At 67.4% G+C, this 21,811-nt stretch carries 19 protein-coding genes; 13 read left to right on the forward strand and 6 right to left on the reverse strand.

The window, feature by feature from the left end; genetic code table 11:
- Positions 1-5: 5 nt before the first annotated feature.
- Complete coding sequence (locus AC1RRS_RS13775) at positions 6-2,804, reverse strand: ATP-binding protein (protein WP_492855636.1); 2,799 nt, start codon at positions 2,802-2,804, stop codon at positions 6-8.
- 190 nt (positions 2,805-2,994) lie between these two features.
- Here AC1RRS_RS13775 and AC1RRS_RS13780 point away from each other — a divergent pair, with 190 nt between their 5' ends.
- From AC1RRS_RS13780 to AC1RRS_RS13805, 6 genes are all read left to right on the forward strand, one after another.
- On the forward strand, positions 2,995-3,558 hold the full coding sequence (locus AC1RRS_RS13780) for a helix-turn-helix domain-containing protein (protein ID WP_487291775.1): 564 nt from the start codon (positions 2,995-2,997) through the stop codon (positions 3,556-3,558).
- A 64-nt stretch (positions 3,559-3,622) separates the two neighbouring features.
- Positions 3,623-4,954, forward strand: coding sequence for an MFS transporter (locus AC1RRS_RS13785; protein ID WP_492855637.1), 1,332 nt, complete (start codon positions 3,623-3,625; stop codon positions 4,952-4,954).
- Complete coding sequence (locus tag AC1RRS_RS13790) at positions 4,951-7,206, forward strand: TonB-dependent receptor (RefSeq protein WP_492855638.1); 2,256 nt, start codon at positions 4,951-4,953, stop codon at positions 7,204-7,206. The genes AC1RRS_RS13785 and AC1RRS_RS13790 overlap by 4 nt, the downstream gene beginning before the upstream one ends.
- Before the next feature lie 154 nt (positions 7,207-7,360).
- Positions 7,361-8,641: an epoxide hydrolase family protein gene (locus tag AC1RRS_RS13795; protein WP_492855639.1), complete on the forward strand. Its 1,281-nt coding sequence runs from the start codon at positions 7,361-7,363 to the stop codon at positions 8,639-8,641.
- A gap of 38 nt (positions 8,642-8,679) precedes the next feature.
- Positions 8,680-9,717 carry an alpha/beta fold hydrolase gene (locus AC1RRS_RS13800; RefSeq protein WP_492855640.1) on the forward strand — a complete coding sequence of 346 codons (1,038 nt, stop codon included), beginning with the start codon at positions 8,680-8,682 and terminating at the stop codon, positions 9,715-9,717.
- A 241-nt stretch (positions 9,718-9,958) separates the two neighbouring features.
- Entirely contained in the window at positions 9,959-10,420 is a 462-nt protein-coding gene (locus AC1RRS_RS13805) for a hypothetical protein (RefSeq protein WP_492855642.1), read from the forward strand.
- Between the two features lie 13 nt (positions 10,421-10,433).
- Here the strand turns inward: AC1RRS_RS13805 and AC1RRS_RS13810 are convergent, their stop codons facing one another.
- Positions 10,434-11,363 (reverse strand): pirin family protein, encoded by a 930-nt coding sequence (locus AC1RRS_RS13810; RefSeq protein WP_492855643.1) that lies wholly within the window; start codon positions 11,361-11,363, stop codon positions 10,434-10,436.
- A 75-nt stretch (positions 11,364-11,438) separates the two neighbouring features.
- On the reverse strand, positions 11,439-12,269 hold the full coding sequence (locus tag AC1RRS_RS13815) for an alpha/beta hydrolase (RefSeq protein ID WP_492855645.1): 831 nt from the start codon (positions 12,267-12,269) through the stop codon (positions 11,439-11,441).
- A gap of 362 nt (positions 12,270-12,631) precedes the next feature.
- Here AC1RRS_RS13815 and AC1RRS_RS13820 point away from each other — a divergent pair, with 362 nt between their 5' ends.
- The 3 genes from AC1RRS_RS13820 to AC1RRS_RS13830 all read left to right on the forward strand — a co-directional run bounded on the left by AC1RRS_RS13820 (position 12,632) and on the right by AC1RRS_RS13830 (position 15,448).
- Complete coding sequence (locus AC1RRS_RS13820; protein WP_492855646.1) at positions 12,632-14,182, forward strand: CehA/McbA family metallohydrolase; 1,551 nt, start codon at positions 12,632-12,634, stop codon at positions 14,180-14,182.
- A gap of 127 nt (positions 14,183-14,309) precedes the next feature.
- Complete coding sequence (locus AC1RRS_RS13825) at positions 14,310-14,972, forward strand: hydrolase (protein WP_492855647.1); 663 nt, start codon at positions 14,310-14,312, stop codon at positions 14,970-14,972.
- Positions 14,973-15,016: 44 nt separating this feature from the next.
- A complete protein-coding gene (locus tag AC1RRS_RS13830; protein ID WP_492855648.1) occupies positions 15,017-15,448 on the forward strand; it encodes a DoxX family protein in 432 nt (143 codons plus the stop codon).
- Positions 15,449-15,511: 63 nt separating this feature from the next.
- Here the strand turns inward: AC1RRS_RS13830 and AC1RRS_RS13835 are convergent, their stop codons facing one another.
- The gene (locus AC1RRS_RS13835) at positions 15,512-16,441 is read right to left on the reverse strand and encodes a LysR family transcriptional regulator (protein WP_492855649.1); all 930 of its coding nucleotides are present in this window, start codon (positions 16,439-16,441) and stop codon (positions 15,512-15,514) included.
- Between the two features lie 104 nt (positions 16,442-16,545).
- Between AC1RRS_RS13835 and AC1RRS_RS13840 the strand changes: the two genes are divergently transcribed.
- The 4 genes from AC1RRS_RS13840 (at position 16,546) to AC1RRS_RS13855 (ending at position 19,880) form a co-directional block, all read left to right on the forward strand.
- Positions 16,546-17,298, forward strand: a complete 753-nt coding sequence (locus AC1RRS_RS13840; RefSeq protein ID WP_487291786.1) for a 3-oxoacyl-ACP reductase family protein — start codon at positions 16,546-16,548, stop codon at positions 17,296-17,298.
- A 36-nt stretch (positions 17,299-17,334) separates the two neighbouring features.
- Positions 17,335-17,934 (forward strand): NADPH-dependent F420 reductase, encoded by a 600-nt coding sequence (locus AC1RRS_RS13845; protein WP_487291787.1) that lies wholly within the window; start codon positions 17,335-17,337, stop codon positions 17,932-17,934.
- A gap of 45 nt (positions 17,935-17,979) precedes the next feature.
- Positions 17,980-19,197, forward strand: coding sequence for an MFS transporter (locus AC1RRS_RS13850; protein ID WP_492855650.1), 1,218 nt, complete (start codon positions 17,980-17,982; stop codon positions 19,195-19,197).
- Positions 19,198-19,331: 134 nt separating this feature from the next.
- Positions 19,332-19,880 (forward strand): ester cyclase, encoded by a 549-nt coding sequence (locus AC1RRS_RS13855; RefSeq protein WP_492855651.1) that lies wholly within the window; start codon positions 19,332-19,334, stop codon positions 19,878-19,880.
- Positions 19,881-19,909: 29 nt separating this feature from the next.
- Here the strand turns inward: AC1RRS_RS13855 and AC1RRS_RS13860 are convergent, their stop codons facing one another.
- Positions 19,910-20,887: a hypothetical protein gene (locus AC1RRS_RS13860; RefSeq protein ID WP_492855652.1), complete on the reverse strand. Its 978-nt coding sequence runs from the start codon at positions 20,885-20,887 to the stop codon at positions 19,910-19,912.
- Positions 20,888-21,107: 220 nt separating this feature from the next.
- Positions 21,108-21,671, reverse strand: coding sequence for a helix-turn-helix domain-containing protein (locus tag AC1RRS_RS13865; RefSeq protein WP_492855653.1), 564 nt, complete (start codon positions 21,669-21,671; stop codon positions 21,108-21,110).
- Positions 21,672-21,811 lie beyond the last annotated feature (140 nt).

Below are 21,811 nucleotides of genomic sequence, written 5' to 3' on the forward strand. Positions count from 1 at the left end.
CCGCCTCATGCCGTCTCGCTCAGGGTTTCAAGAAGGGTCTTGGCCGCCCTCAAGTCGGCGGTCGAGAAGCCCTCGGTAAACTGCTCATAGATCGGGGCCAGAATTTTCGCCCCCTCCCGGCCTCGACCATCGCCGGCCATCAGCCCCGCCAGACTGGTGGCGGCCCGAAGCCGCCAAGCCAGGGCGCCCTGTCGGGTGGCCAGTTCCAGGGCGCGCTCGAAATAGCTCTCGGCGACCCTGCGAGCGTCGAGATCGCCGGCGGCCAGAGCGATGTGCCCCTCGGCGCGCAGGATTTCGGGCGCGCACCAGCCCACGACGCCACGCTCGACGCGCTCAAGGGATTCGGCGCTGGCGTAGCGCCAATCGAGCGCGCCCAAGCCGTCCAACTGCTTGGCCCCGAGCAGGTGACTGTTGACGTGCAGGCGATTGTCCAGCGGATCGGTGCTCAGGGCATGCAGCATCGCTTCGGCCCAGCTGGCCCAATACTCCGTGCCCGAGGCGCGGGCGTGGTCGCGCAAACGCTCGGTGAGCTGCAAAGCCAGGCTAGTCTCCCCGCGCCAGATCGCGATCGGACAGGCCGCTAGGGCCAGGGTCTGCGACAGCGCCAGCGACAGGTCCGAGGCCGAAAGCTCGATCCCTTCCAGCGCCATGGCCAGGGCCTGGTCGGCGAACCCTTCGATCCAGAGGATCCTGGACAGGATGATCCGCATGGAGACCTTGCGGTTCAGCTGCATCGGACTGCCGACAGGAAGGCGGATGCCCTGGGTCGGATGGTTGAGGACGCGCTCGGCGTAGGTCCGGCCGCGCGTGTGATTACCCAGGAAGTGGCTGGCCTGGGCGATCTGACGATCGGAGGTCAGTTGCAGCATCGGGTCGGAGCTGGCGCGGCCCAGCATGCCCAGATGCTCGGCGGCCTTCAGAGCCGCCGGATAGTCCCCCAGGCTGAAGGCCCATTGGAAAAGATCCAGCGTCGCCGACTTGTCGTGGTTGGGGTCGTTGAGGGTCTCCGACAGGCTGACGGTCTTGGCGTAGGCCGAGGTGATCATCGAACCGGAGCCGGACTCGTGGAATGAGACCGTCCCCAGAAAGGTGTTGAGCTGGACCTCGGCCAGGGGAAGCGGGAACGGCAGACGTTCCAGCTCGCTGATGGCGCGGTTCACGCGTCCCCGAAACTCCCGCATCAACGACAGCTGGCAGGCCAGCGGGACCGAAGCAGAGGTCAGTTCGATCCCCGTCACCGCATCGCCGCCGGTCGAAAACGCCCAGTCTATTCCGGCGCGGATGTCGTCGATCCACGGCGCGTAGTCGGCCATCCAGGCGTCACGCGTCTGTTCGGGCCAGGCGCGCTCGGCGCGGCCCAGAATATCCAGGCAAAGCGCGGCGTGCCGCCGCCGGACCTCATCGCCCTCGCCATGCGCCTCCAACTTGGCGACGGCATAGGCCCGCGTCATGTCGAGAAGACGATAGACCACGCCCCCGCTGGTCTCGGCGGCGACCAGAGACTTGGCGCGAAGGCTTTGAAGGGTCTCGAGCACAACGCCATCAAAGGGATCGGAACCGCACACCGCCTCGGCGGCCCGGGCCGTGAACCGACCGGAGAACACCGAGAGTCTGCGAAGCAGGCTTTGCTCGCCCGCGTCGAGCCGCTCGTAGCTCCAGTCCAGCATCGCCGCCAAGGTGCGATGGCGCGGCTGGGCGGAGCGCCGGATCTGGGTCAGGGTCAGGAGCCGCTGATCCAGCTCAGCCGCCAGTCCCGTCACGCCCAGTTGGCCGATGCGCGCGGCGGCCAGTTCGATCGCGAGCGGTATGCCGTCCAGCCGCCGGCAAAGGACGCTGACCACCGGCGCCTCGGCGGGCGACAGGACGAAGGCGTCGTCGCCGGCCTGAGCGCGTTCGACGAAGAGTTCGACCGCGGCGAACTGCAGCGCATCGTCGGCGCTGATGAAGTCGCTGGACGGGGGTGTCTGAAGCGGCGGCAGGTGGTGGACGGTCTCACCGTCGGCTCCTAGCGCCTCGCGACCGGTGGCCAGAATGGCCACTTGCGGCGCGCGGCTGAGCACTTCTTCGACGATCGCGGCGACCGTCTCGACCACGTGCTCGCAGTTGTCGACCAGCAGCAGCATTTGCTTGCCGACCAGGGCGCGCCCGAACGCCTCGACGGACTCGCCGGTGGCCGTGTTCAAGCCGAGCGTCGCGGCGAAAGCGCTGACCACCGCTTCGGCGTGGGCGACCGGCGCCAGGTCGATCAGATGAACGCCGTCGGCGTAGCGCGGCGCGACCAGATGCGCCACGGCGACAGCCACCGTCGTCTTGCCGATGCCGCCCGGACCGCAGATCGTCACCAGACGACGATCACGCAGCTGAAGGGCCAAGGCTTCCACCGCCGCCCCCCGGCCGATCATGCGCGGCAGCGCGGGCGGCGCCCGCACCCCGCCCGCCTGGATCGCGATGGGCTCGGCGTTGGCGGCGGGCGCGGGTCGCGCGCTGATCGGGGCGACGAAGCAGTAGCCGCGACCTGGGATGTTGGCGATGTAGCGGGCGCCGTCCTGACCATCGCCGATGGTCTTGCGCAGCGTGGCGATATGGGCCCGCAGGGTCGCTTCCTCCACATAATGGCCAGGCCAGGCGGCGGCCATCAGCTCGTCCTTACTGACGACGTCGCCGGCGCGTTCGACCAGGTGGCTCAGAATGTCCAGGGCCCGTCCGCCCAGGCGAACCGCGCCGCTGGCGTCGAACAGGGCCTTCTGGGCGATGGAAAGTCGATACGGGCCAAAGCAGTGCTCGTGGCCGCCTTCCGAAAGCATGGCCAGCTCCGTTTGACAGTCGGCCAACTATGCCTGTGTCGCACCCTGGCGCAACGTTGCGTGAACGCCATCAGCCCTGTTGCGCAACACCCGCAACAACTCTTTGCAGGTCTTGACTGGCTAGCGCCCGGTCCGGGCCTCACCGTGGCATTCGACCGACAAGCGCCGGTCGAACGGCAAGGAGGGGACAATGATGTCCGTGGCTTTGGAGCTTGAGCCGAGGGCGCGGCGCGAAGAGGCGCCGCCGTCCAGTCTCAACGTCGTGCTGGAGCTGTTGGTCGATGCGACCCGGCGCCTGGGCGAGGAACACAAGCCTGCTCGCGACCACATCAGCCAGGCGCGAGATCTGTTGCGCGGCGCGCTGCTCGCGCCGCCAGCCTCGGGTGGCTTGGCCCCCTGGCAGGTCAAGCGCGTGGCCGATTTCGTCGACGCCCATCTTCACGAGAAGATCCGGACGATCGATCTGGCGCGGGTCGCTCGGCTGAGCGATCGCTACTTCTCCGAGGCCTTCAAGGTCAATTTCGGGGAACGGCCGCAGGCCTATGTCACTCGCCGCCGGCTTGAACGTGCCCAGGCCATGATGGTCGAAAGCGGCGATCCGCTCTGCCAGATCGCCCTGGCCTGCGGCATGGCCGACCAGTCTCACCTGTCACGGCTCTTCCGTATTCATCTGGGCCGCTCGCCCAACCACTGGCGACGAGAACAGGTCTGGCTTCGGACAGTCGCCGACGAACCGCCCGCTCGCCCCGCTTAGCGTCTTGACCCCCGGAGCTTCAGCAAGAGGTATGGCCCCGTTGGACGCCGGTTTGCGAGTCAGTATGTCGATCGCCAAGATCTATCTCAAAGCCGAGGACGAGACGCCCTCGGCGCCGCTGTCCCGACTGCATGTAGCGATCATCGCGGTCTGCGCCCTGGGGTTTGGTTTCGATCTGTGGGAAGTGGCCCTGACCAGCGTGCTGTCGGCGGTCTTCGGCGCCCATGCGGACCCGGCGACAGCCCGCCAACTGCCGTGGCTTCTGTCCTCGATCTATATTGGCGCCCTGGTCGGCGCTCCGGTGTTCGGCAAGGCCGGGGACCGGCTTGGACGGCGCACGGTGCTGATCGGGCTGATGGCGCTTTTGGGCCTGTCCTCGCTCGCTGCGGCGATGACGCCAAGTCTGGTGGGCGTGACCATTCTGCGCGTGATCGGCGGCATGGCCATGGGCGCCTATCCTCCGGTGATGTTCGCCTATCTCACCGATATCCTGCCCGCCGCGCGGCGCGGACCGGTGCTTATCCTGGTGAGCGCGATCGGGGCCCTGGGGGCGCCGCTGGCCATCTTTCTGGTTCGGGACCTGACGCCGCTGGCGCCGCTCGGCCTGGAGGGGTGGCGCTGGGCCTTCGTGATCGGCGGCGGCGGCGCGGCCGTCCTGGCGCTGGCGTTCGCGGCCTTGCCCGAGTCGCCGCGTTGGCTGCTGGCGTGTGGTCGCGATGGCGCGGCCGACACGATCATGAGCCGCTTCCTGGCCTCGCCGCGGCTCGTGAGGTTCAGGGCCGCGGATCAGACGCGCCCGCCGCCAGACCCGCCCCCGTCCGACACGCCCTCGCGTTTGGTCTGGGCGGTGATCTTCGGGCTCTATTTCCTCAGCGGCTGGGCGTTGATCAGCTTCCCAATCATCAGCGCCCCGATCCTTTTGGAGAAGGGCTTCAAGCTGTCTGACACCTTGCTCTATGTCGGGGTGGCCGCGTTCGGGCCGCCCATCGGCTCGTTGGCGGCCACGCCCTTCATCGACAAGATCGACCGCCGTCTGGGTCTGGGCCTCTGCGCGGGCCTGATCGCGGTCGCGATCATCGCCTTCGCGTGGGGGACCAGTCCCCTGGTGCTCATGGCGTCGGGTTTCGCCTTCAATCTGGTGGCCCTGATGTATGTGCCGATGCTCTACATCCTGGCCGGCGAGGTCTTCCCGACCCGCATGCGCAGCTTCGCTGTCGCTGTCTCATGGGCGTTCAACCGCCTGGGCGCGGCTCTGGCGCCTCTGGCCCTGCTGCCCCTGCTCAAGGCGCAAGGCCCCTTCGCGATCGCCGGGATCATGATCGCTGCCCTGGCGCTCAGCGTCCTGGTCATCGTGACCGTCGCGCCGCGCGGCGCTCGGGGGCAAGCGGTTCAATGAAAGCCAGGAACCTGATGTTGCTGGCCGGCGCCTTGGCCGCGCCGCACCTGGCGACAAGCGCGCGGGCCCAGGAACAAGGCGATCGCGTCAACGAGATCATCATCACCGCCAGCCGGCGCGAGGCCTTGCTGCGCGATACGCCCGCCGCTGTTTCGGCCCTGACGGGCGATGCGCTTGAAGACCGAGGCGTGGTCGATATCGCCAGCCTCAACGGTCTGGCGCCGGGCCTGACCGTTCTCAATGGCGGCGCCTCCAACCTTCGCTTGGCTATTCGCGGGATCCAGGGAATCGGCGAGGGCACGGTCGGGCTCTATTACGACGAGGTTGCGGTTTCCGGATCGGTCGGCGCGAGCAATGACGCGGGCGGATCCGCCCCAGGCCTGGCGCTCTTCGACGTTGAGCGGATCGAGGTGCTCCGCGGCCCGCAAGGCACGCTCTACGGCTCCAATGCGATGGCCGGCGCGGTGAAGGTCCTGTTCGCCAAGCCCAGCTTCTCAACCGAGGCGGCCGGTCAGATCGATGTCTATCATCGCGCCGGCGGCGAGCTGGGTGAACGCGCGTCGGCCCTGCTCAACCTCCCCTTGGTCGACGAGCGTCTGGCCCTGCGTCTGGTCGGGTTTCAAGACAGCGGCGGCGGCTATATCGACAGCTCCGCGCGCCAGGCCAAGAACCTCAATGACGCGCGCCGGTGGGGCGGGCGGGTGCTCCTGCGCTGGACGCCGCGGCAAGACCTGACCATCGATGCCGCCGTCCACTACCAGGACAATCGCGGCGACCTTCCGTCCTGGGTTCTGGAGGCGGGCGACTATCAGGACGACGCCCAGGCTCGCCGGACCAATCTCGACAAGCAGGAAATCTACAGCCTTACGGGTCGCTGGGATCTCGGCGCGGTCGTGGTGACGGGGCTGGCCTCGCACAGCCACCGCCGGATCGATCAGTTCAACACCGACGCCAGCGCCTTCTTCGCGACCTATCTGAACAACGCGGCCATGTGCGCGCGCTTGCGCGGCGGCGGCGCGCCCTGCTCACCCGAGACGACGGCGACGTTCAATAGCTACGTCGCCAGCTTCATTCCCAACGTCATCCAGCCGCGCCAGGCCACTGACAACGACAACTTCGAGCTGCGCGCCAGCTCCAAGGCGGCCGCCCCTCTGGCCTGGACCGTCGGCGTCTTCCACGCCGAGCGCGACGGTGAAGTCACCAACGTCCAGATGGATGTCGATCCGGCCAACGGCCAGGTCATCGAAGGCCGCGCGCCGCGCTTCATCCGGCAGATCTCCGAGCAGTTGCGCCAGACCGCCGTCTTCGCCGATCTTGGCTGGCAGGCAAGCGAACGCCTGCGCCTGGAAGCCGGCGCGCGCCGGTTTCGCTATGAGCGCCAGAGCGCGGGCCAGACGCCGCTGGGCCTGGACCTGATCAACGCGCCGGCCACGCCCTACGCACGCTACGACGCCAGTGAGACGGGGTGGGTGTCGCGGTTCAACGCTAGCTATCGGATCGCGCCGGGCGCCCTGGTGTTTGGCCAGGCCAGCAAGGGGTATCGCCCGGGCGGCGTGAACCAGGTTCTGGGCTTGCCCGACGCACTGGTGGCCTATCGGTCGGATCACGTCTGGACCTACGAGGCGGGCGCTCGGCTCGAGGGTCTGGCCGGCCGCGCCGACCTCCAGGCCTCGGCCTTCCGAAGCGATTGGAGCAATCTGCAGGCGCTCGGCTCGCGTCCCGACGGCCTCTTCCGCTTCACCGCCAACGCGGGCGCCGCCGAGATCTCGGGTGTTGAATTGGAGGCTCGGATCCGGCCCGCGAGGGGCCTTAGCCTGACGGGCGCGCTGACCGCCCTGGACGCGGCGCTCTCCGAAGATCAGATCAACGCCGCCGTGGTCGCCGCCGGCCGCAAGAACGATCGCGTCCCCTACATTCCCAAGACCATCGCGACCGCCTCGGCGCGCTACGAGCGCCCGATCGCCGGCCTCACCGGATCGATCCAGTTGGACCTGAGCTATTCAGGCGCGTCCTACTCGGAGTTTCGGCCCACCAACGCCTTCTACCGACGGCTTCCCAGTTCCGTCCTGACCAACCTGCGTGTCGGCGTCGAGAGCCAGGATGGTCGGTGGTCGATGCTGGCCTATATCGACAACCTGTTCGACGAGGTCGCGCTGTCGACCGCCACCGCCAACGCCGTCACCCTTGGCCGAACCCAGGTGACGAGCGCGCCCCCGCGCACGCTGGGCCTGGTTGTCCGGCGCCGGCTCTAGCCCGCAGAAACCGTCATTACCGCGCTCTCGTCCCAGTTCGCGTGGGCGTCTTCAACACATTCGATCGGGCGGCTGGCACGAAGGAGGGACACCGCTGCTCGCGCCAAATCCTGGCGGACAGCGGCCAGTCCGAGATCCTCGCCGGGAGCCCGCCATGACGTCCGCATCCTCCACAGATCGTCTTCGCGACGAGCCCCTCGTCTCTCGCCGGAGTCTGGTGGCCTCGGGACTGGCCCTGGTCGCGCTGGCGGGCCTGGCGCCAGCGACCCAAAGCCTGGCTGCCGCGCCCGCCGGCGAGGCGGTCGTCCCGTTCAAGGTCGCGCTGGCGCAAGCCGATCTGGACGATCTCAAGCGCCGACTGGCCGCGATCCGCTGGCCAGACCCGGAAATCGTCCCCGATCGCAGCCAAGGTATTCGCACCGAACCGATGAAGGCGCTGATGGCGCACTGGCGCGACAAGTATGACCTGCGCCGGATCGAGCGGGAGCTGAACGCCTATCCGCAGTTCAAGACCAGGATCGACGGCCTCGACATCTGGTTCCTGCACATCCGCTCCAAGCACCCGCAGGCCAAGCCGATGATCATGACCCATGGCTGGCCTGGATCGGTGCTGGAGTTCATGAAGGTCATCGGTCCGCTGACGGACCCGACCGCGCACGGCGGCACGGCCGATCAGGCCTTTCACCTGGTGATCCCCGCGCTTCCGGGCTTTGGCTTCTCGGGCAAGCCCAGCAAGCCCGGCTGGACCCACCAGACGACGGCCCACGCCTGGTCGACGCTGATGCGTCGGCTGGGGTACGAGCGCTTCGTGGCACAGGGCGGCGACTGGGGCGCGATCGTCACCACCCTGATGGCCCGCGACCATGTCCCGGGGCTGGACGCCATTCACCTGAACTTCCCGATCGTTCTGCCGGCCAAGCTGCCGACCGCCCCGACGCCGCAGGAAGCCGCCGCCATCGCCGCGCTCAAGCTCTACAGCGACACCCGGTCGGGCTACTTCCACGAGATGGCCAACAAGCCCCAGACGACGGGCTTTCTGCTCTCGGACTCGCCGCTGGGCCAAGCCGCCTGGATGTACGACCACTATGTCGACGCCACCGAAAGCGGCGGGGTGCCCGAGACGGTCCTGACGCGCGACGAGATCCTCGACGAGATCATGCTCTACTGGATCACCAACACCGGGGCGTCCTCGGCCAGGACCTACTGGGAAAACCGCAACTTCACCTTCACGGCGATCCCGCTCGATATCCCGGTCGGCATCAGCGTCTTCCCCGGCGAGGTCTATCTGCCCCCTCGCAGTTGGGGCGAGGCCGCCTACAGCAAGCTGATCTGGTGGAACTATCCGCCCAAGGGCGGCCACTTCGCCGCCCTCGAGCAGCCGGCCCTGTTCGTCGACGAGCTGCGCAACTGCTTCGCCAAACTGCCCGCGGCCTAGCGCCGCCGCATCCGCCTCCCCAACCGAAGAGACCCCTCATGACCCATACGTCCTCGACGCGCCGCGCCGGCGCGAGCCTTCGTCGCGCCCTGATGGCCGGCGCCCTGGCCTTGTCGTTCGCTGCGCCTCTGGCCGTCTCGACGACCGTCTTCGCCGCCCCTGCCGACCGCGTCATTCCCGCGGTGTCCGACGTCGACCTCGCCAAGCGGCTGGGCGACTTCAAGAGCGCCTATGCCGACGTCAACGGCACGCGCATCCACTACGTGATCGGCGGCAAGGGCCCGCCGCTGGTGCTGATGCCCGGCTGGCTGCAGACCTGGTGGGAGTTCAACAAGGTCATGCCCGAGCTCTCCAAGCACTACACCGTCATCGCCGTCGACATTCGCGGCATGGGCGGCTCGGCCAAGCCGGCTGGCGGCTACGACAAGAAGACCATGGCCGGCGACATCTACGGGCTCATCCGCTCGCTGGGCTACGAGAAGGCCAATATCGCCGGTCACGACATCGGCGCGATGGTCGCCTACGCCTATGCGGCCAACTATCCGCAAGGTACGATCAAGCTGGCCCTGATCGACACGCCCCACCCAGCCGAGGGCTGGAAGGGCCTACCGATGATCCCGCCCAAGGGCTCGTTCGGCGCCAAGGTGGACGACGCCCATCCGGTCTGGCCGTGGTGGTTCGCGCTCAACCAGGTGCCGGAGCTTCCCGAAGAGTTGCTGCTGGGCCGCTATCATCTGATCCAGGACTGGTCGTTCAACTACATGCTGCGCGACAACGCCTCGATCCCCAAGGCCGACCGCGAGATTTACTTCGCGGCCTACAACAACGCCGACGCCATCCGCGGCGGCAACGGCTGGTATCGCAGCTTCGCCCAGGACATCGACGACGAGGCCACCTACGGCCCGCTGAAGATGCCGGTCCTGGCCCTGGGCGGGATCGGCTACCCCTGGCTCCAGGCGGCGCTGCCGCCCAAGGCGCCCGACCTGAAACTCGTCAAGGTCGACAACAGCGGCCACTTCGTTCCCGAAGAACAGCCCCAGGTCCTGATCAAGGAATTCGTCGCCTTCTTCCGCTGACGCGGGGCATCGGGCGGCGATCCGGTTCGACGTCGTCGGCCGGATCGCCACCTCGTTCACGAAAGGGACCGCCTCGATGCGACGCTTCCTCAGCCTCATCGCCCTGGCTGCCTATGGGATCGGTCTCTCAGCGGGACTGGCGGTTCAACTTCGCCGGCCGCCTCCGACCTTCCCCGTGGTAACGCTTGGCCAACACCCCGTCCGCTAAGGCTCGCGCCGCGTCGGCGTTACGGGGAGAACCATGGACAAGATCTGCATTCACGAAGCTGGCCACGCCGTCGTCCTCAAGCGGGAGATGGGCAAGGTCCCTGTTCACCTGCATTACGATCCCAAGACCAGCAAGGCTCTGACCAGTTCAGGTCTTGCCCTGCCGCAGAACGGCCATGACGCCACCCGCTTCGCCGCTTACTTCTTCGGAGGCGCGGCGGCCGTCAGCCACGCAAAAGCCACAGGCGATCTGCCCGACAGCACAGACCCTATGATCGGCTACGCTGGCCCGCCCGGCAGCGGCGCGGATCTTGACCTTGTTCGACAGCTTGGAGACCGTGGCGCGGATCTCGTCGGCGCCCGCGGGTGCGCCGAGGATGCGGTCCGCCAATTCTGGGACGTCGTCCTGCGCATCGCCAGCCAGCTGCAAGACCATTCACCGATCCTCCAGCCCGAACTCGCCGCGTTGCTGGCAAACGTTCCCCAACGAACCTAGGGCGGGTCTGGCCTTAGCCCTTGTAGGCGAGGCCGGGCGGATCTGGCGGCAGCGGAATGAACTCGCTCTCGCCCACGATTGCGTCGAAGCGCTGGGCGCGCCAGTCGGCCTTGGCCTGTTCGATGCGCTCGACCGAGCTGGATACGAAGTTCCAGTAGACGTGCCGCGCCTCGGGGAGCGGCTCGCCGCCGACGAGCATCACGCGCGCGCCGGCGTCGGATTTCAGGACGATTTCCGCCGCGGGCTTGAAGACGACGAGACGGCCAGCCTCGTGGACGATCTCGTCGCCGGCCACGCTCAGCGAACCGGAGACGATGTAGATGGCGCGCTCGACATAGTCGGCCGGGATTTTGAGGCGGCTTCCGGCCGCAAGGATGATGTCGGCATAGACGAGGTCGGAAAAGACAGGGGTTGGCGCCTGCGCGCCAAATCCCGTGCCGGCGACGATGGTGATCTCGGCCCCATCGCCCAGTAGGCGCGGCAGCGACGCAGCCGCATGGTGGGAGAAGCTCGGCTCGATCTCCTCAAGCGCCTTGGGCAGGGCGACCCAGATCTGTTGCCCAAACACCGTGCCGCCGGCGTTGCGCGCCTGCGGGCTCGAACGTTCCGAATGGACGATGCCGTGGCCCGCAGTCATCCAATTGGCCTCGCCGGCCCGGATGGTCTGCACGTGGCCGGCGCTGTCGCGATGAACGATCTCGCCCTGGATCAGGTAGGTCAGGGTCGAAAGGCCGATATGCGGATGGGGCCTGGTGTCGAGACCCTGGCCGGCGCGAAACACGGTGGGACCGAACTGATCGAAAAACACGAAGGGACCAACCATGCGACGCTCGCGGGTCGGCAAGGCGCGCAGCACCTGAAAGCCGTCGCCAAGGTCGCGCACGGCCGGCAACACCACCTTCTCGATGGCGGGCGCGGGGCTATCTGGGAGGGTTTCAGGCATTGTCGGTCTCGTTGCGAACGGCCTGCGCGGAGGTCAAGCCGCGCAGGCCCTTGATCCAAGCGGAGCGCTTGGCGCTCAGTGAGCGGCCAGCGGGTCTGAGATCGAAGGGGGCGCGGCGGCGACGACCGGCGTCGCCGTGGGATTCTGCGCCCAGGACAGCGCATAGTCGGCCACATCCTCCCAGCCCGGCGCTGCGATCAGTAGGTGCGAACGGCCCGCGAAGCTCTTGAAGGCGGTGAGCGCCGGCGAGGCCGCATAGCGCTTGAGGTTCTGGCGCACCATCGCCGGCTCGATGGTCTTGTCGCCCGTGGCGCTGACGAGCAGCAGGGGCGCGCGCTCGGGGTTCTTCCAGTCGATGGACGAGCCGAGACCGAGGACCGATTGGTAGTAGATCCGCCCGGGCGCCGGAACGATTTCCTGGTCGAAGAACGCGTCCTGCACGGCGCGCGGCAGATCGTTGGCGAAATACTTGCCGAACGCGGCGCGCTTCATGCGCAGCACCCGCCGCCACCCCGCCCAGGCCGCGAACACCGGAAAGGCGGCAGCCAGAGCGACAGGCCCGGGCTTGATGCCAGCGGCTGGGGCCGGTTCGATCGAGACGCCGGCCGCGCCAAGGCCCCGATCGAGCAACATCTGGACGATGAGCCCACCGTAGGAATGGCCGATCAGAATGGGGGCCTCGTGCAGGCTGGCGATGATGCCGGCATAGTGGTCGGCGATGCGGCCCAGGGTGAGATCAGCCAGGCCCGGATCGGGACGTTCCCGCAGGGTGGCGATCGGCGCGTCCATCAGCGGCCAGGCCGGCGCCAGAACCGTGAAACCTCGCGCGGCATAGCGATGGCGAAAGCCGTCCAGCGAGCTGGGCGTAAGCCAGGCTCCATGGATCAGAAGCACAGTCTTGGACATCGGTTCGCTCCGGCCGCCAGCGAGGGTGGCGTGCCGGCGGCGGGGCGGGGGACAGGAACCGCCGCCGGCACGATTGTGGCCCGTCGCTGGAGGCGACGGCGCCCGGCGTGTAGGGGGAGACAACGCCGATCCTTGCGAGGGTCGCGCCGGCCGGGGGAGGGTTGGGCGGCGTCCGATCGCCCAGACAGAGTGCCAAACGTCGGCGCGCAGCGAACTTGCCTTGGCGTATCGGTCTGATCGCGCCCCGGTTTGCTCCAAGCCATACCCGGGTATGGGTCATGTGAAATTCACACAACGCTGGTTTGCGACTTGCATTAACTCGCCTCGCGCGGGACGCTCTTGGTGAGGCTGGGGGGCTGATCGTGAACAACAGACGGACGTGGATCATCGCGGGCCTGGCGATCCTGGGCGGGGGGCCGGTCGCCGCCGACGAGATCTATTTCGGCAATCTTCATGCCCATACCAGCTACAGCGACGGCAGCGGCGCGCCGCGCGAGGCCTTCTCCATGGCCAAGAGCGCCGGCCTCGATTTCTTCGCGGTCACTGAACACAATCACAAAGACGCCGAGATGGGGGCCACGCCCGATCGCCGCGACAACAAGCTCATCGCCACCCAGCCGGCGCTCTATCAGGGCGCCGACGCCGCATCGCTGAAGTCGGCGGCCGCCAAGGCCAGCAAGGATGGACAGTTCATCGCCCTCTACGGCCAGGAATTTTCGACCATCAGCTCGGGCAACCACGTCAACGTCTTCGACGCCGCCAGTGTCATCGACGCCAAGAGCGGCGATTTCGCCGATCTTCTTGATTGGCTGAAGCGCCACCCCGACAGCGCCGGAGCGATCCCGGTCGTCCAGTTCAACCATCCTCGCGGCGGTCAGCGGTTCGAGACGGACTATGGCCGCGTAAAGCTTGGCCCGGACGAAAACTGGGTCGCCACGCTCGGGCCGGCCGTTTCCCTGATCGAGGTGCTGAACGCGCCGGCCATGGAGGAAGGCGGCCTTCACCGCGCCGAGAGCAAGGAGCGGCAGTATCTCGCCTATCTCAATGTCGGCTTCCGGATCGGCCCCAGCGTCGGCCACGACAATCACTACAAGACCTGGGGCACGATCAGCCACGCCCGCGTCGGCGTCTACGCCGCCAGTCTGACAAAGCCCGCGATCCTTGCAGCGCTGCGGGCAAGGCGCACCTTCGCCTCCGAGGACAAGAACCTGAAGGTGATCTTCCGCTCGAGCGGATGGGTCATGGGCGACGTCGCGCCGGCGCCGGCGACCGACACCGAATATGATCTGTCCCTAGACCTGCACGATCCTGACGAGCCCAATGCGGCCTACCGGATCGACGTTTTTCAGGACATGCCGGGTGGAGATCCGGCGTTTCGACCCGTGCAGTCCTACAGGGTGCAGGGCAATGGGGTCTGGACGCTGGATGGCGTCTATGCGCGGCAGGCGGGCGAATACGTCCTGGTCCGGGTGACGCAATCGTCTGGACCTGACGCCGAGCACGAGGACGAGGACCGCGCCTGGAGCGCGCCGATCTGGTTCGACGGCGCGGCGGCGCCCTTGACGCCGCCCTCGCTCGCGACCCCGGCCTTGCGGCTGGTGTCGCTGCTGCCCGATCCTGAAGGGCCGGACCTGCAGAACGAGCAGATCACCGTCGCCAACACGACAGACGCGCCTTTGAGCCTGGCGGGCTGGCAACTGCGCGATCTCAGCGGCGCCTACTGGACCTTCGACACCAGCATTGTCTTGGCCGCGCGCGCCGAGCAGACGCTTACCCGCGCTGGCCAGCCTCTGTCGCTCAACAACGGCGGCGACACCGTCGAATTGCTCGACGCCAAGGGCATGGTGGTTCAGACCTTCACCTACCCGAAGGTCCAGGTGAACCAGGTCGTGACGACGGACGGACCCGCCTGAGGCCGGCGCGTCAGCACCCGCTCGCGACGAGAACGACGCCGGGATCGACAAACCAGCGTGCGGATCGTCGATATCTGGTGATCGGCCTCAGCGACCCTGACCTCTTCTTCAAGGATGAGGTTGCCCCATGCCCAACACCGGTCTCGACGCTCTGCTGTCGCCTGAAGACAGCGTCCTGCTGCTGATCGACCATCAACCGTTCCAGTTCGCCAATCTGCACAGCCATGAGCCGACGATCATCGTCAATAACGTCGTGGGACTGGCCAAGACGGCCAAGGCCTTCGGTGTGCCCACCATTCTGAGCACCGTCATCGAGGCGCGCGGCGGCGCCCTGATCAAGGGCCTCCAGGACGTCTTCCCCGACCAGAAGCCGATCGATCGCACCTTGATCAACACCTGGCAGGACGCGCGGGTGGTGGAGGCGGTCAAGGCGACTGGCCGCAAGAAGCTGGTCGTCGCCGCGCTGTGGACCGAAATCTGCTTGGCCATGCCGGTGATCCAGGCCCTGGGCGAGGGCTACGAAGTCTATTTCGTCACCGATGCTTCGGGCGGGGTGACGCTCGAAGCGCACGAGATGGCGGTGCGAAGGATGGCCAGCGCCGGCGGTCAACCGATCACCTGGATGGCGGTGATGGGCGAATGGCAACGCGACTGGGCGCGCGAAGGCACCGTGCCGGCCGTCGCCGAGATCCTCGCCGAGCACGGCGGCGGCAGCGGCATCGCGTTCGCCTGGGAACTGCAGCTGCTGGCGACGAGCCCGCCGGCCGCCAGCGCGTCGGTCGCCGCCTGATCCGTCCGACCCCAGCCCTCATCCTCGATCCGACGAAGGACATTATGGAAAAGCTCACCTCCACTTCCGCCGCGGCCGGTCGCCTGCTGATCGCCGTGATCTTCATAGCCAGCGGCCTGACGAAGCTGTCGGCCCCCGCGGCGACCATCGGCTATATCGCCGCGGTAGGCCTGCCAGCGCCTCAGGTCGGCTATGCAGGCGCGGTCCTGGTCGAACTCGGGATCGGCTTTCTGTTCCTGATCGGCTTCAAGACGCGGATCATGGCCCTGGTTCTGGCTGGGTTCTGCGTGGCGACGGCGATCTTCTTTCATCGCGCCGTCGGCGACCCGAACCAGGCTATCCATTTCCTCAAGAACCTGGCCATGGCCGGCGGGCTCCTGCAGATCGCCGCGTTCGGCGGCGGGGCGCTCAGCGTCGACGCCCTGCGCCAGCGCCCCTCGCCGCTGTTTGGCGGCCGTCCCCTCGCCCAGCCTTAAGACAAGCCTCACGGCCAAGAACCATCGCCTGGTCGCCCCGCGCGGCCGGGCGATTTTTGCGTTCTAGCCCAGGCTTCCCGCGAAGCGTTCGGCATAGCGCTCCTTGCGAAACACTTCGACGACATGGTCGATGAAGGCGCGCGTCTTGGCCGGCAGCAGGGCCCGGTTGGAGTAGTAGAGCGAGATGGGACCCGCGTCGGCGTACCACTGGGGGACGAGGCGCACCAACGCGCCGCTCTCCAGGTAGGGCAGCACATCGGGTACGGCCAGCAGACTGACCCCCAGCCCCAGGATCGCGGCCCGGCGCATGGCCGAGGGATCGTTGAGCACGATGGTGTCGCGCAACGGCGCGGCCACTTCTCGGCCATGGGCGTCTCGCATCATGTGTTCGCGCACCCGCCCGGTTCGAGCCGAACGCATGACGATCCCGTCAAGGGCGATGAGACCCGAAGGATCGACCAGAGGCGCTTTGTCCTTGATGTAGTCCGGCGCGGCCACGGCGATGATATGGGCTGGCGCCAGGGTGCGCGACACAAGGCCCGCGCCCAACTCGAACCCGCCGCCGACGGCCGCGTCGAACCCTTCGGCGATCAGGTCGACGGGCCGGTTTTCAAGCTGCCAATCGATGCGCACGGCCGGATAGCGCGCCATGAAGGCGGGCAACATCGGCAGCATGTAGCGCTCGCCGAAGGTTGGGCTGAGGCTGACCTTCAAGATCCCGGCCGGCGCGTCGCGATCGGCGCTCATCACCGCGATCGCCGCCTGCAGGGCATCCAGATTATTGCCGATCTCGCCCAGGAACCGCTCGCCAGCCTCGGTGAGGGTCAGCTTGCGGGTGCTCCGTTGAAACAGGCGCACCCCCAAATTCTTCTCCAGCGTGGCGACGTTGCGACTGACCGCCGCCGGCGTCAGGCCCAGCCGGCGCGCGGCGGCGGAAAAGCCCCCCAGTTCGGCGCTACGCACGAACGACTCCAGGTTCGCCAGGCTTTCCATGCCGCTACTTTCAAGTTTGACTTGAGACTGATGCAAGCCACTCACGACTAATACGAGGGGATTGGGATCGCAATATGGGCTTCATCAAACCACGGAGCTTTTCCATGACCACCCAAGCCCAAACCCTTTCCGGCAAGACGGCCCTCGTCACCGGCGGCTCGCGCTCGATCGGCGCGGCCATCGCCAAGCGCCTGGCCGCCGACGGCGCCCAGGTCGTCCTGACCTACAGCGCCTCGCCGGCCAAGGCCGACGAAGTCGTCGCCGCCATCACCGCCGCCGGCGGCAAGGCGATCGCCGTGCAAGCCGACGCCGGCGACCCGGACGCCGTCCGCGCGGCCGTCACCAAGACCGTCGAGACCTTCGGCGGCCTGGACATCCTGGTGAACAACGCCGGGGTCGCGGTGAACGCGCCGATCGAAGACTATGCCTTCGCCGACTACGAGCGGATGATCGCGGTCAATGTCACGGGCGTGTTCGTGGCCACCCAGGAAGCGGTGCGCCACATGAAGAACGGCGGCCGCATCATCCACATCGGCAGCTCGATGACCCGCTACGCGGCCTTCCCGACCGCCTCGGTCTACACCCTGACCAAGGGCGCGGTGGCCGGCTTCAATCGCAGCCTGGTGCGTGACCTGGGCCCCAAGGGCATCACGGTCAACACCGTCCACCCCGGCCCGACCGACACCGACATGAACCCCGCCGACGGTCCGGTCTCGGCCATCGTCGGCCCGGGCATCGCGGTCGGCCGCTACGGCCAGTCGGGTGAGATCGCTGGTCTGGTGGCTTACCTCGCCAGCCCTGAAGCGGCCTTCGTCACCGGCGCGGACATCCTCGCCGACGGCGGCTTCACCGCCTAACCGCCCCGCGCTCCCTCAAGCTGAAGGACTACGATCATGACTATCGGCATCATCGGCGCGGGCGCGATCGGTTCGGCCTTCGCGCGGGCTCTGGCCCGCGCGGGGATCGAGGCGACGATCGCCAACAGCCGCGGCCCTGAAAGCCTGGCCAGCCTGGTTCAGGAGCTGGGCCCCACGATCAAGGCCGGCACGCGTGAAGAGGCCGCCAGCGCCGACATCGTCCTGGTGGCGGTCAACTGGTCCAAGCTGCCCAAGGCCCTGGAAGGCCTGGGCGACTGGAAGGGCCGCATCGTCATCGACGCCAACAATCCGATCGAGGCGCCGCTGTTTCGACCGGTGGATCTGGGCGGCCGGCCGTCAAGCGAGGTCTTCGCCGACCTCGTCCCCGGCGCTCGGGTGGTCAAGGCGTTCAACCACCTGCAGCCCCGCCTGATCGAAGGCGATCCGCGCAGCGAAGGCGGCCGTCGCATCCTGTTCGTCTCCGGCGACGACGCCCGGGCCAAGGCTCAGGTCAACGCCCTGATCGAACGCCTGGGCTTCTACCCGCTCGATCTCGGCTCCACCGAAGTCGGCGGTCGTCTGGCCCAGTTCCCGGGCGGTCCGCTGCCCACCCACAACCTCGTCAAGTTCGGCTGAGCCGACGCCCCCGCCGATCGGCGGGGGCGCTCATCGGAGTCCCCCATGGGTCCCTCAACGTCCGAGGCCGCCGACCACCAGGGTCCGGCCGCCTCCTGGCTGGCCGTCGCCACGATCGGCGTCGGCGCCTTCGCCCTGGTCACCACCGAGTTCCTACCCGTTGGTCTGCTGCCCAAGATCGCCCAAAGCCTCGGCGTGACCGAAGGCGTCGCAGGTCTGTCGGTGATGACGCCCGGCTTCGTCGCCGCCGTCGCCGCTCCGGCGACCATCGGCCTTGCCGCCGGCTTCGACCGCCGCAAGGTTCTGCTGTTCCTGCTGGGCCTCTTGGCGCTGTCGAACCTGGTGGTCGCCCTGGCGCCCAACTTCACGACCCTGCTGATCGGCCGTGTGCTACTGGGCCTGGCGGTCGGCGGCTTCTGGACCATCGGCGGATCGCTTGGTCCGCGACTGCGACCGGGCGCGGAAGGCCCCAAGGCCTCGGCCCTGATCCTGTCGGGCGTATCGGTGGGCACCGTGGCTGGTGTTCCGGCCGCAGCGCTGCTGGGCGAGGCCTTCGGGTGGCGCTCGGCCTTCGTGGTCGCCGCCGTCATGGCCGGCGTCGTGGCCTTGGCGCTGTCGATCGTTCTGCCCAGCATCAAGCCGCAATCGAGCCAAGGCCTGCGCGGCCTGCCCGACGTCATGCGCCTGCCCAAGGTGCGGCTGGGCTCGGCGGCGGCCGTGCTGATCTTCATCGGGCAGTTCGCCGGGTACACCTACATCACCCCCTTCCTCAATCAGGTCAGCGGCGTGACGGCCGGCGCGCTCAGCGCGGTGCTCCTGGGCTATGGCGTGACGGGATTCCTGGGTAACATCGTCGGCGGCTGGATCGCCAGCCGCGACGTGCGGGTCTCGGTCATCGCCATGGCGATCCTGACCGCTGGCTCGGTGGCGCTCCTGGCCCTGACCGGCGCCAATCCGATCTCTGCGGTGATCGCCGTGCTCGCCTGGGGTCTGGCGTTCGGCATGCTGCCGATCACCATGCAGACCTGGATGTTCAACGCCGCGCCTGATCGCCTCGAGAATGTCGGGGCGCTCTTCGTCTCGGTGGCGCAGCTCTCGATCGGCGCGGGCGCGCTGGTCGGCGGTCTGGTCGTCGATCGCGCCGGCGTCGTCAGCGCCATGTGGGTCGCCGCGGCTTCCGCCGTCGCCACCGGCCTGCTGATCGGCCTGGCCGGCGGACGCGCCTCGTCAAACGCCGAGGCCCAGGCCGTGGCCGCCGAGTAGCCGACGCCTGGGGCGGCGCGGGCTTCCTCGCTCGCGCCGCCCCTTCGACGCCGGATGATCCAATAACGCACGCGACCCTCCAGGCTAGGCCTTGGGTTCTCCGCGCCACCCCCGGCGATCCAAGGACACCCCCTATGACTAGCCGCCTCCCGTTCGATCCCGCCCGCCGAGCCCTCGTCGGATCCGCCGGCTGTCTGGCCGCCCTGATGGCCGCGCCGGGCGCTTCGGCCTCGCCCCAAACCGACACCGCCCAGGACGCCGAAGCGCGCGCCATCGTCGGACGACTGATCGCCGAGGTGCAGAGCGGCGGCGACTTCGCGTTGTTCGAGGAACTGTTTGATCCGGACTTCGTCGATCACACGCCGTTTCCGGGCTATTCGCCGGACAAGGTCGGCGCGCGGCGCATCTATCACACCTTCCGCGACGCCTTCCCCGACTTCCGGGCCGAGGTCCACCTACAGGTGGTCGCCGATGGCCGCGTCGCCTCGTTCAAGACCTATCGCGGCACGCACAAAGCCACCTTCATGGGCCTAGCCCCGACCGGACGGCAGATCGCGTTTCCGATCATGGACATCGTCGAGGTCCGCGATCGCAAGATCACGGCGCACTGGGGCGTGCCCCACGGCCTGGTGCTGTTCCAGCAGCTGGGCGTGAAGTCCTTCGATGAAATCAAGACAGGCTGAGATAGCAACGCCCAAGGCGCCTTCACGGCTTATCGTTCGGGGGCAGAGGGAGCGAAAACGGGTCGACGTATGAACCGCTGAGCCGAGGCGCGCACTTCGCCGCTGTCGTCAGGGGCTAAGCGCAGTAGCACATGCCTCAGCGTGCCGTGAGGCGCCGAGAGCCAATCGCCAAAGAGCTTGGCGCGCCAGTCAGGTTCGACGCTGTGGGTCAACGGGATCGTCCAGTTTTTCCCTGGCCCAAAGAGCGGTAGCACCCCCTCCAACTGCGCGCACGCCCCTGCCGCGATGTCTGGAATGGCCGCCACGTCTTCCACCCAATCAGGCATGCCCTTGGCCTCGGTGGTCATGAAGTTCTGATCCGCGGCCTTACGCCAGCCGGTTATCCCAAAGGTCAAATAGGTGGCTAGGCGGCTGAAACCCTCTCGACGCTCGTAGCTGTCGAGCGTTTCGTCATGGTCACTGATCCAAAGGGAGGGCTGCTCCTCGCGACGGAGACCTGCTTGGAGCAGTGCGACAAAAAGCGCGAGGCGATGGATCTTCTCGATACTCGCGTCAGGCGTATCGGGTGTGAAGCAGTCGTCGAGCGCCTCGGCCAACGCCCTTGGACCACCGTCAATGAAACTGCCAACACGGTTGTCGATCATGACCGTGATCAGGTTTGCCGGCAGACAGCCCACGAGTTCGAGAAACGGCCCGTAGGCGCGCCGTCGCATCGGCTCACGCAGTTGCTTGAACGAAAGGCGTCGGCCATCGGGGAGCCACTTAGCCCTGAAGGCGTCACGAAGGGGCAGCCAAGCCTGAAGTACATCCCAGGTTGTGATCAGGAACGAATAAACTTCGTGGGTCGCTTGACGGTGCTGGCCCGAGTAGTCGCTGACGATGACCTGCATGCCCTCATCAACGGGCCAAAGCAGGTCCGGATCGTGCGCTTCGACGATCTGCATCGCCTGCGAAAGCAAGGAGCCGTAGCCAGGCGGCTCAAAGGCGGGTTCGCGCCAAACCGTCATGGCGTGTGTCCCGAGGACGGAAGGCGTTGCGCGACGAGGAAATCCATCGACGCCAGGATCGCCCCCCTCCTGTAGGCCTGTCCAGCCAGCTCAAGTCCGATGGGGCCGGAGGGACTGTACAACAGCGGCCAGGAAGGCGACGCGAGGCGTGTCGCCTGCAGTGGCCGGGATTAAGGACATAGGGGCGCTGGAGAGTTCTTGCCCCCCGCGTCGGTTCCCCTCAAGCCGCCAGCAGATGCTGACGGCGCCAGGCCTTCGGCGATGCGCCCGTGGCGCGTCGGAAAAGGCGGCAAAGATGCGACTGGTCGGCAAAGCCGCATTGATAGGCGATCTGGCTCAGCGGCTCGCGGCCGACCAGCATCATGGTCTTGGCCGCTTCGAGGCGACGATGGGTGATGTAGGCGTGCGGCGTGTCGCCAAAGCTGATCTTGAACGCCTTGCCAAAGTGGCTGGGGCTCAAGGAGACCAGTGCGCTCAGCTCGGTATTGCTCAGAGGCGTGTCGAGGTTGGCCTCGATGTGCTTGCGCAGCTTGCGGACCTGCCAGGGCGAAAGTCCGCCGCTAGTGAAGCGCTCGGCGTTGGGCGCCGTAGCCGTCGAAACGATCGCCGACGCCTTGGCCACCAAGGCCCGCGCCATCGCCGCTTGGGGGTCGAGCGTCCTGTCGAGCGCTTCGAGCACCTCCTGGAGGTCGGCAAAGCTGCGGCGCTCGCCGTCCAGAATCTGCATGGCCACAAGCCCGGAAGCGGGGGCGGCGCGGGCGGTGTCGATGGCGAGGAAGGACATGAGGGTGATCCCTTACTGACGCGCCCTGGCGGGCTCCGAAGCTGGGATCACTGTTCCTCAAGCCCACCGCGCGCCGCCATTGCACCCGTGCGTGTCGCGGGGCCTTCCCGTGTTTGGCCGCCTCATACCCGAGTATGGAA

Source organism: Caulobacter sp. GW821-FHT12A07 (assembly GCF_058807655.1).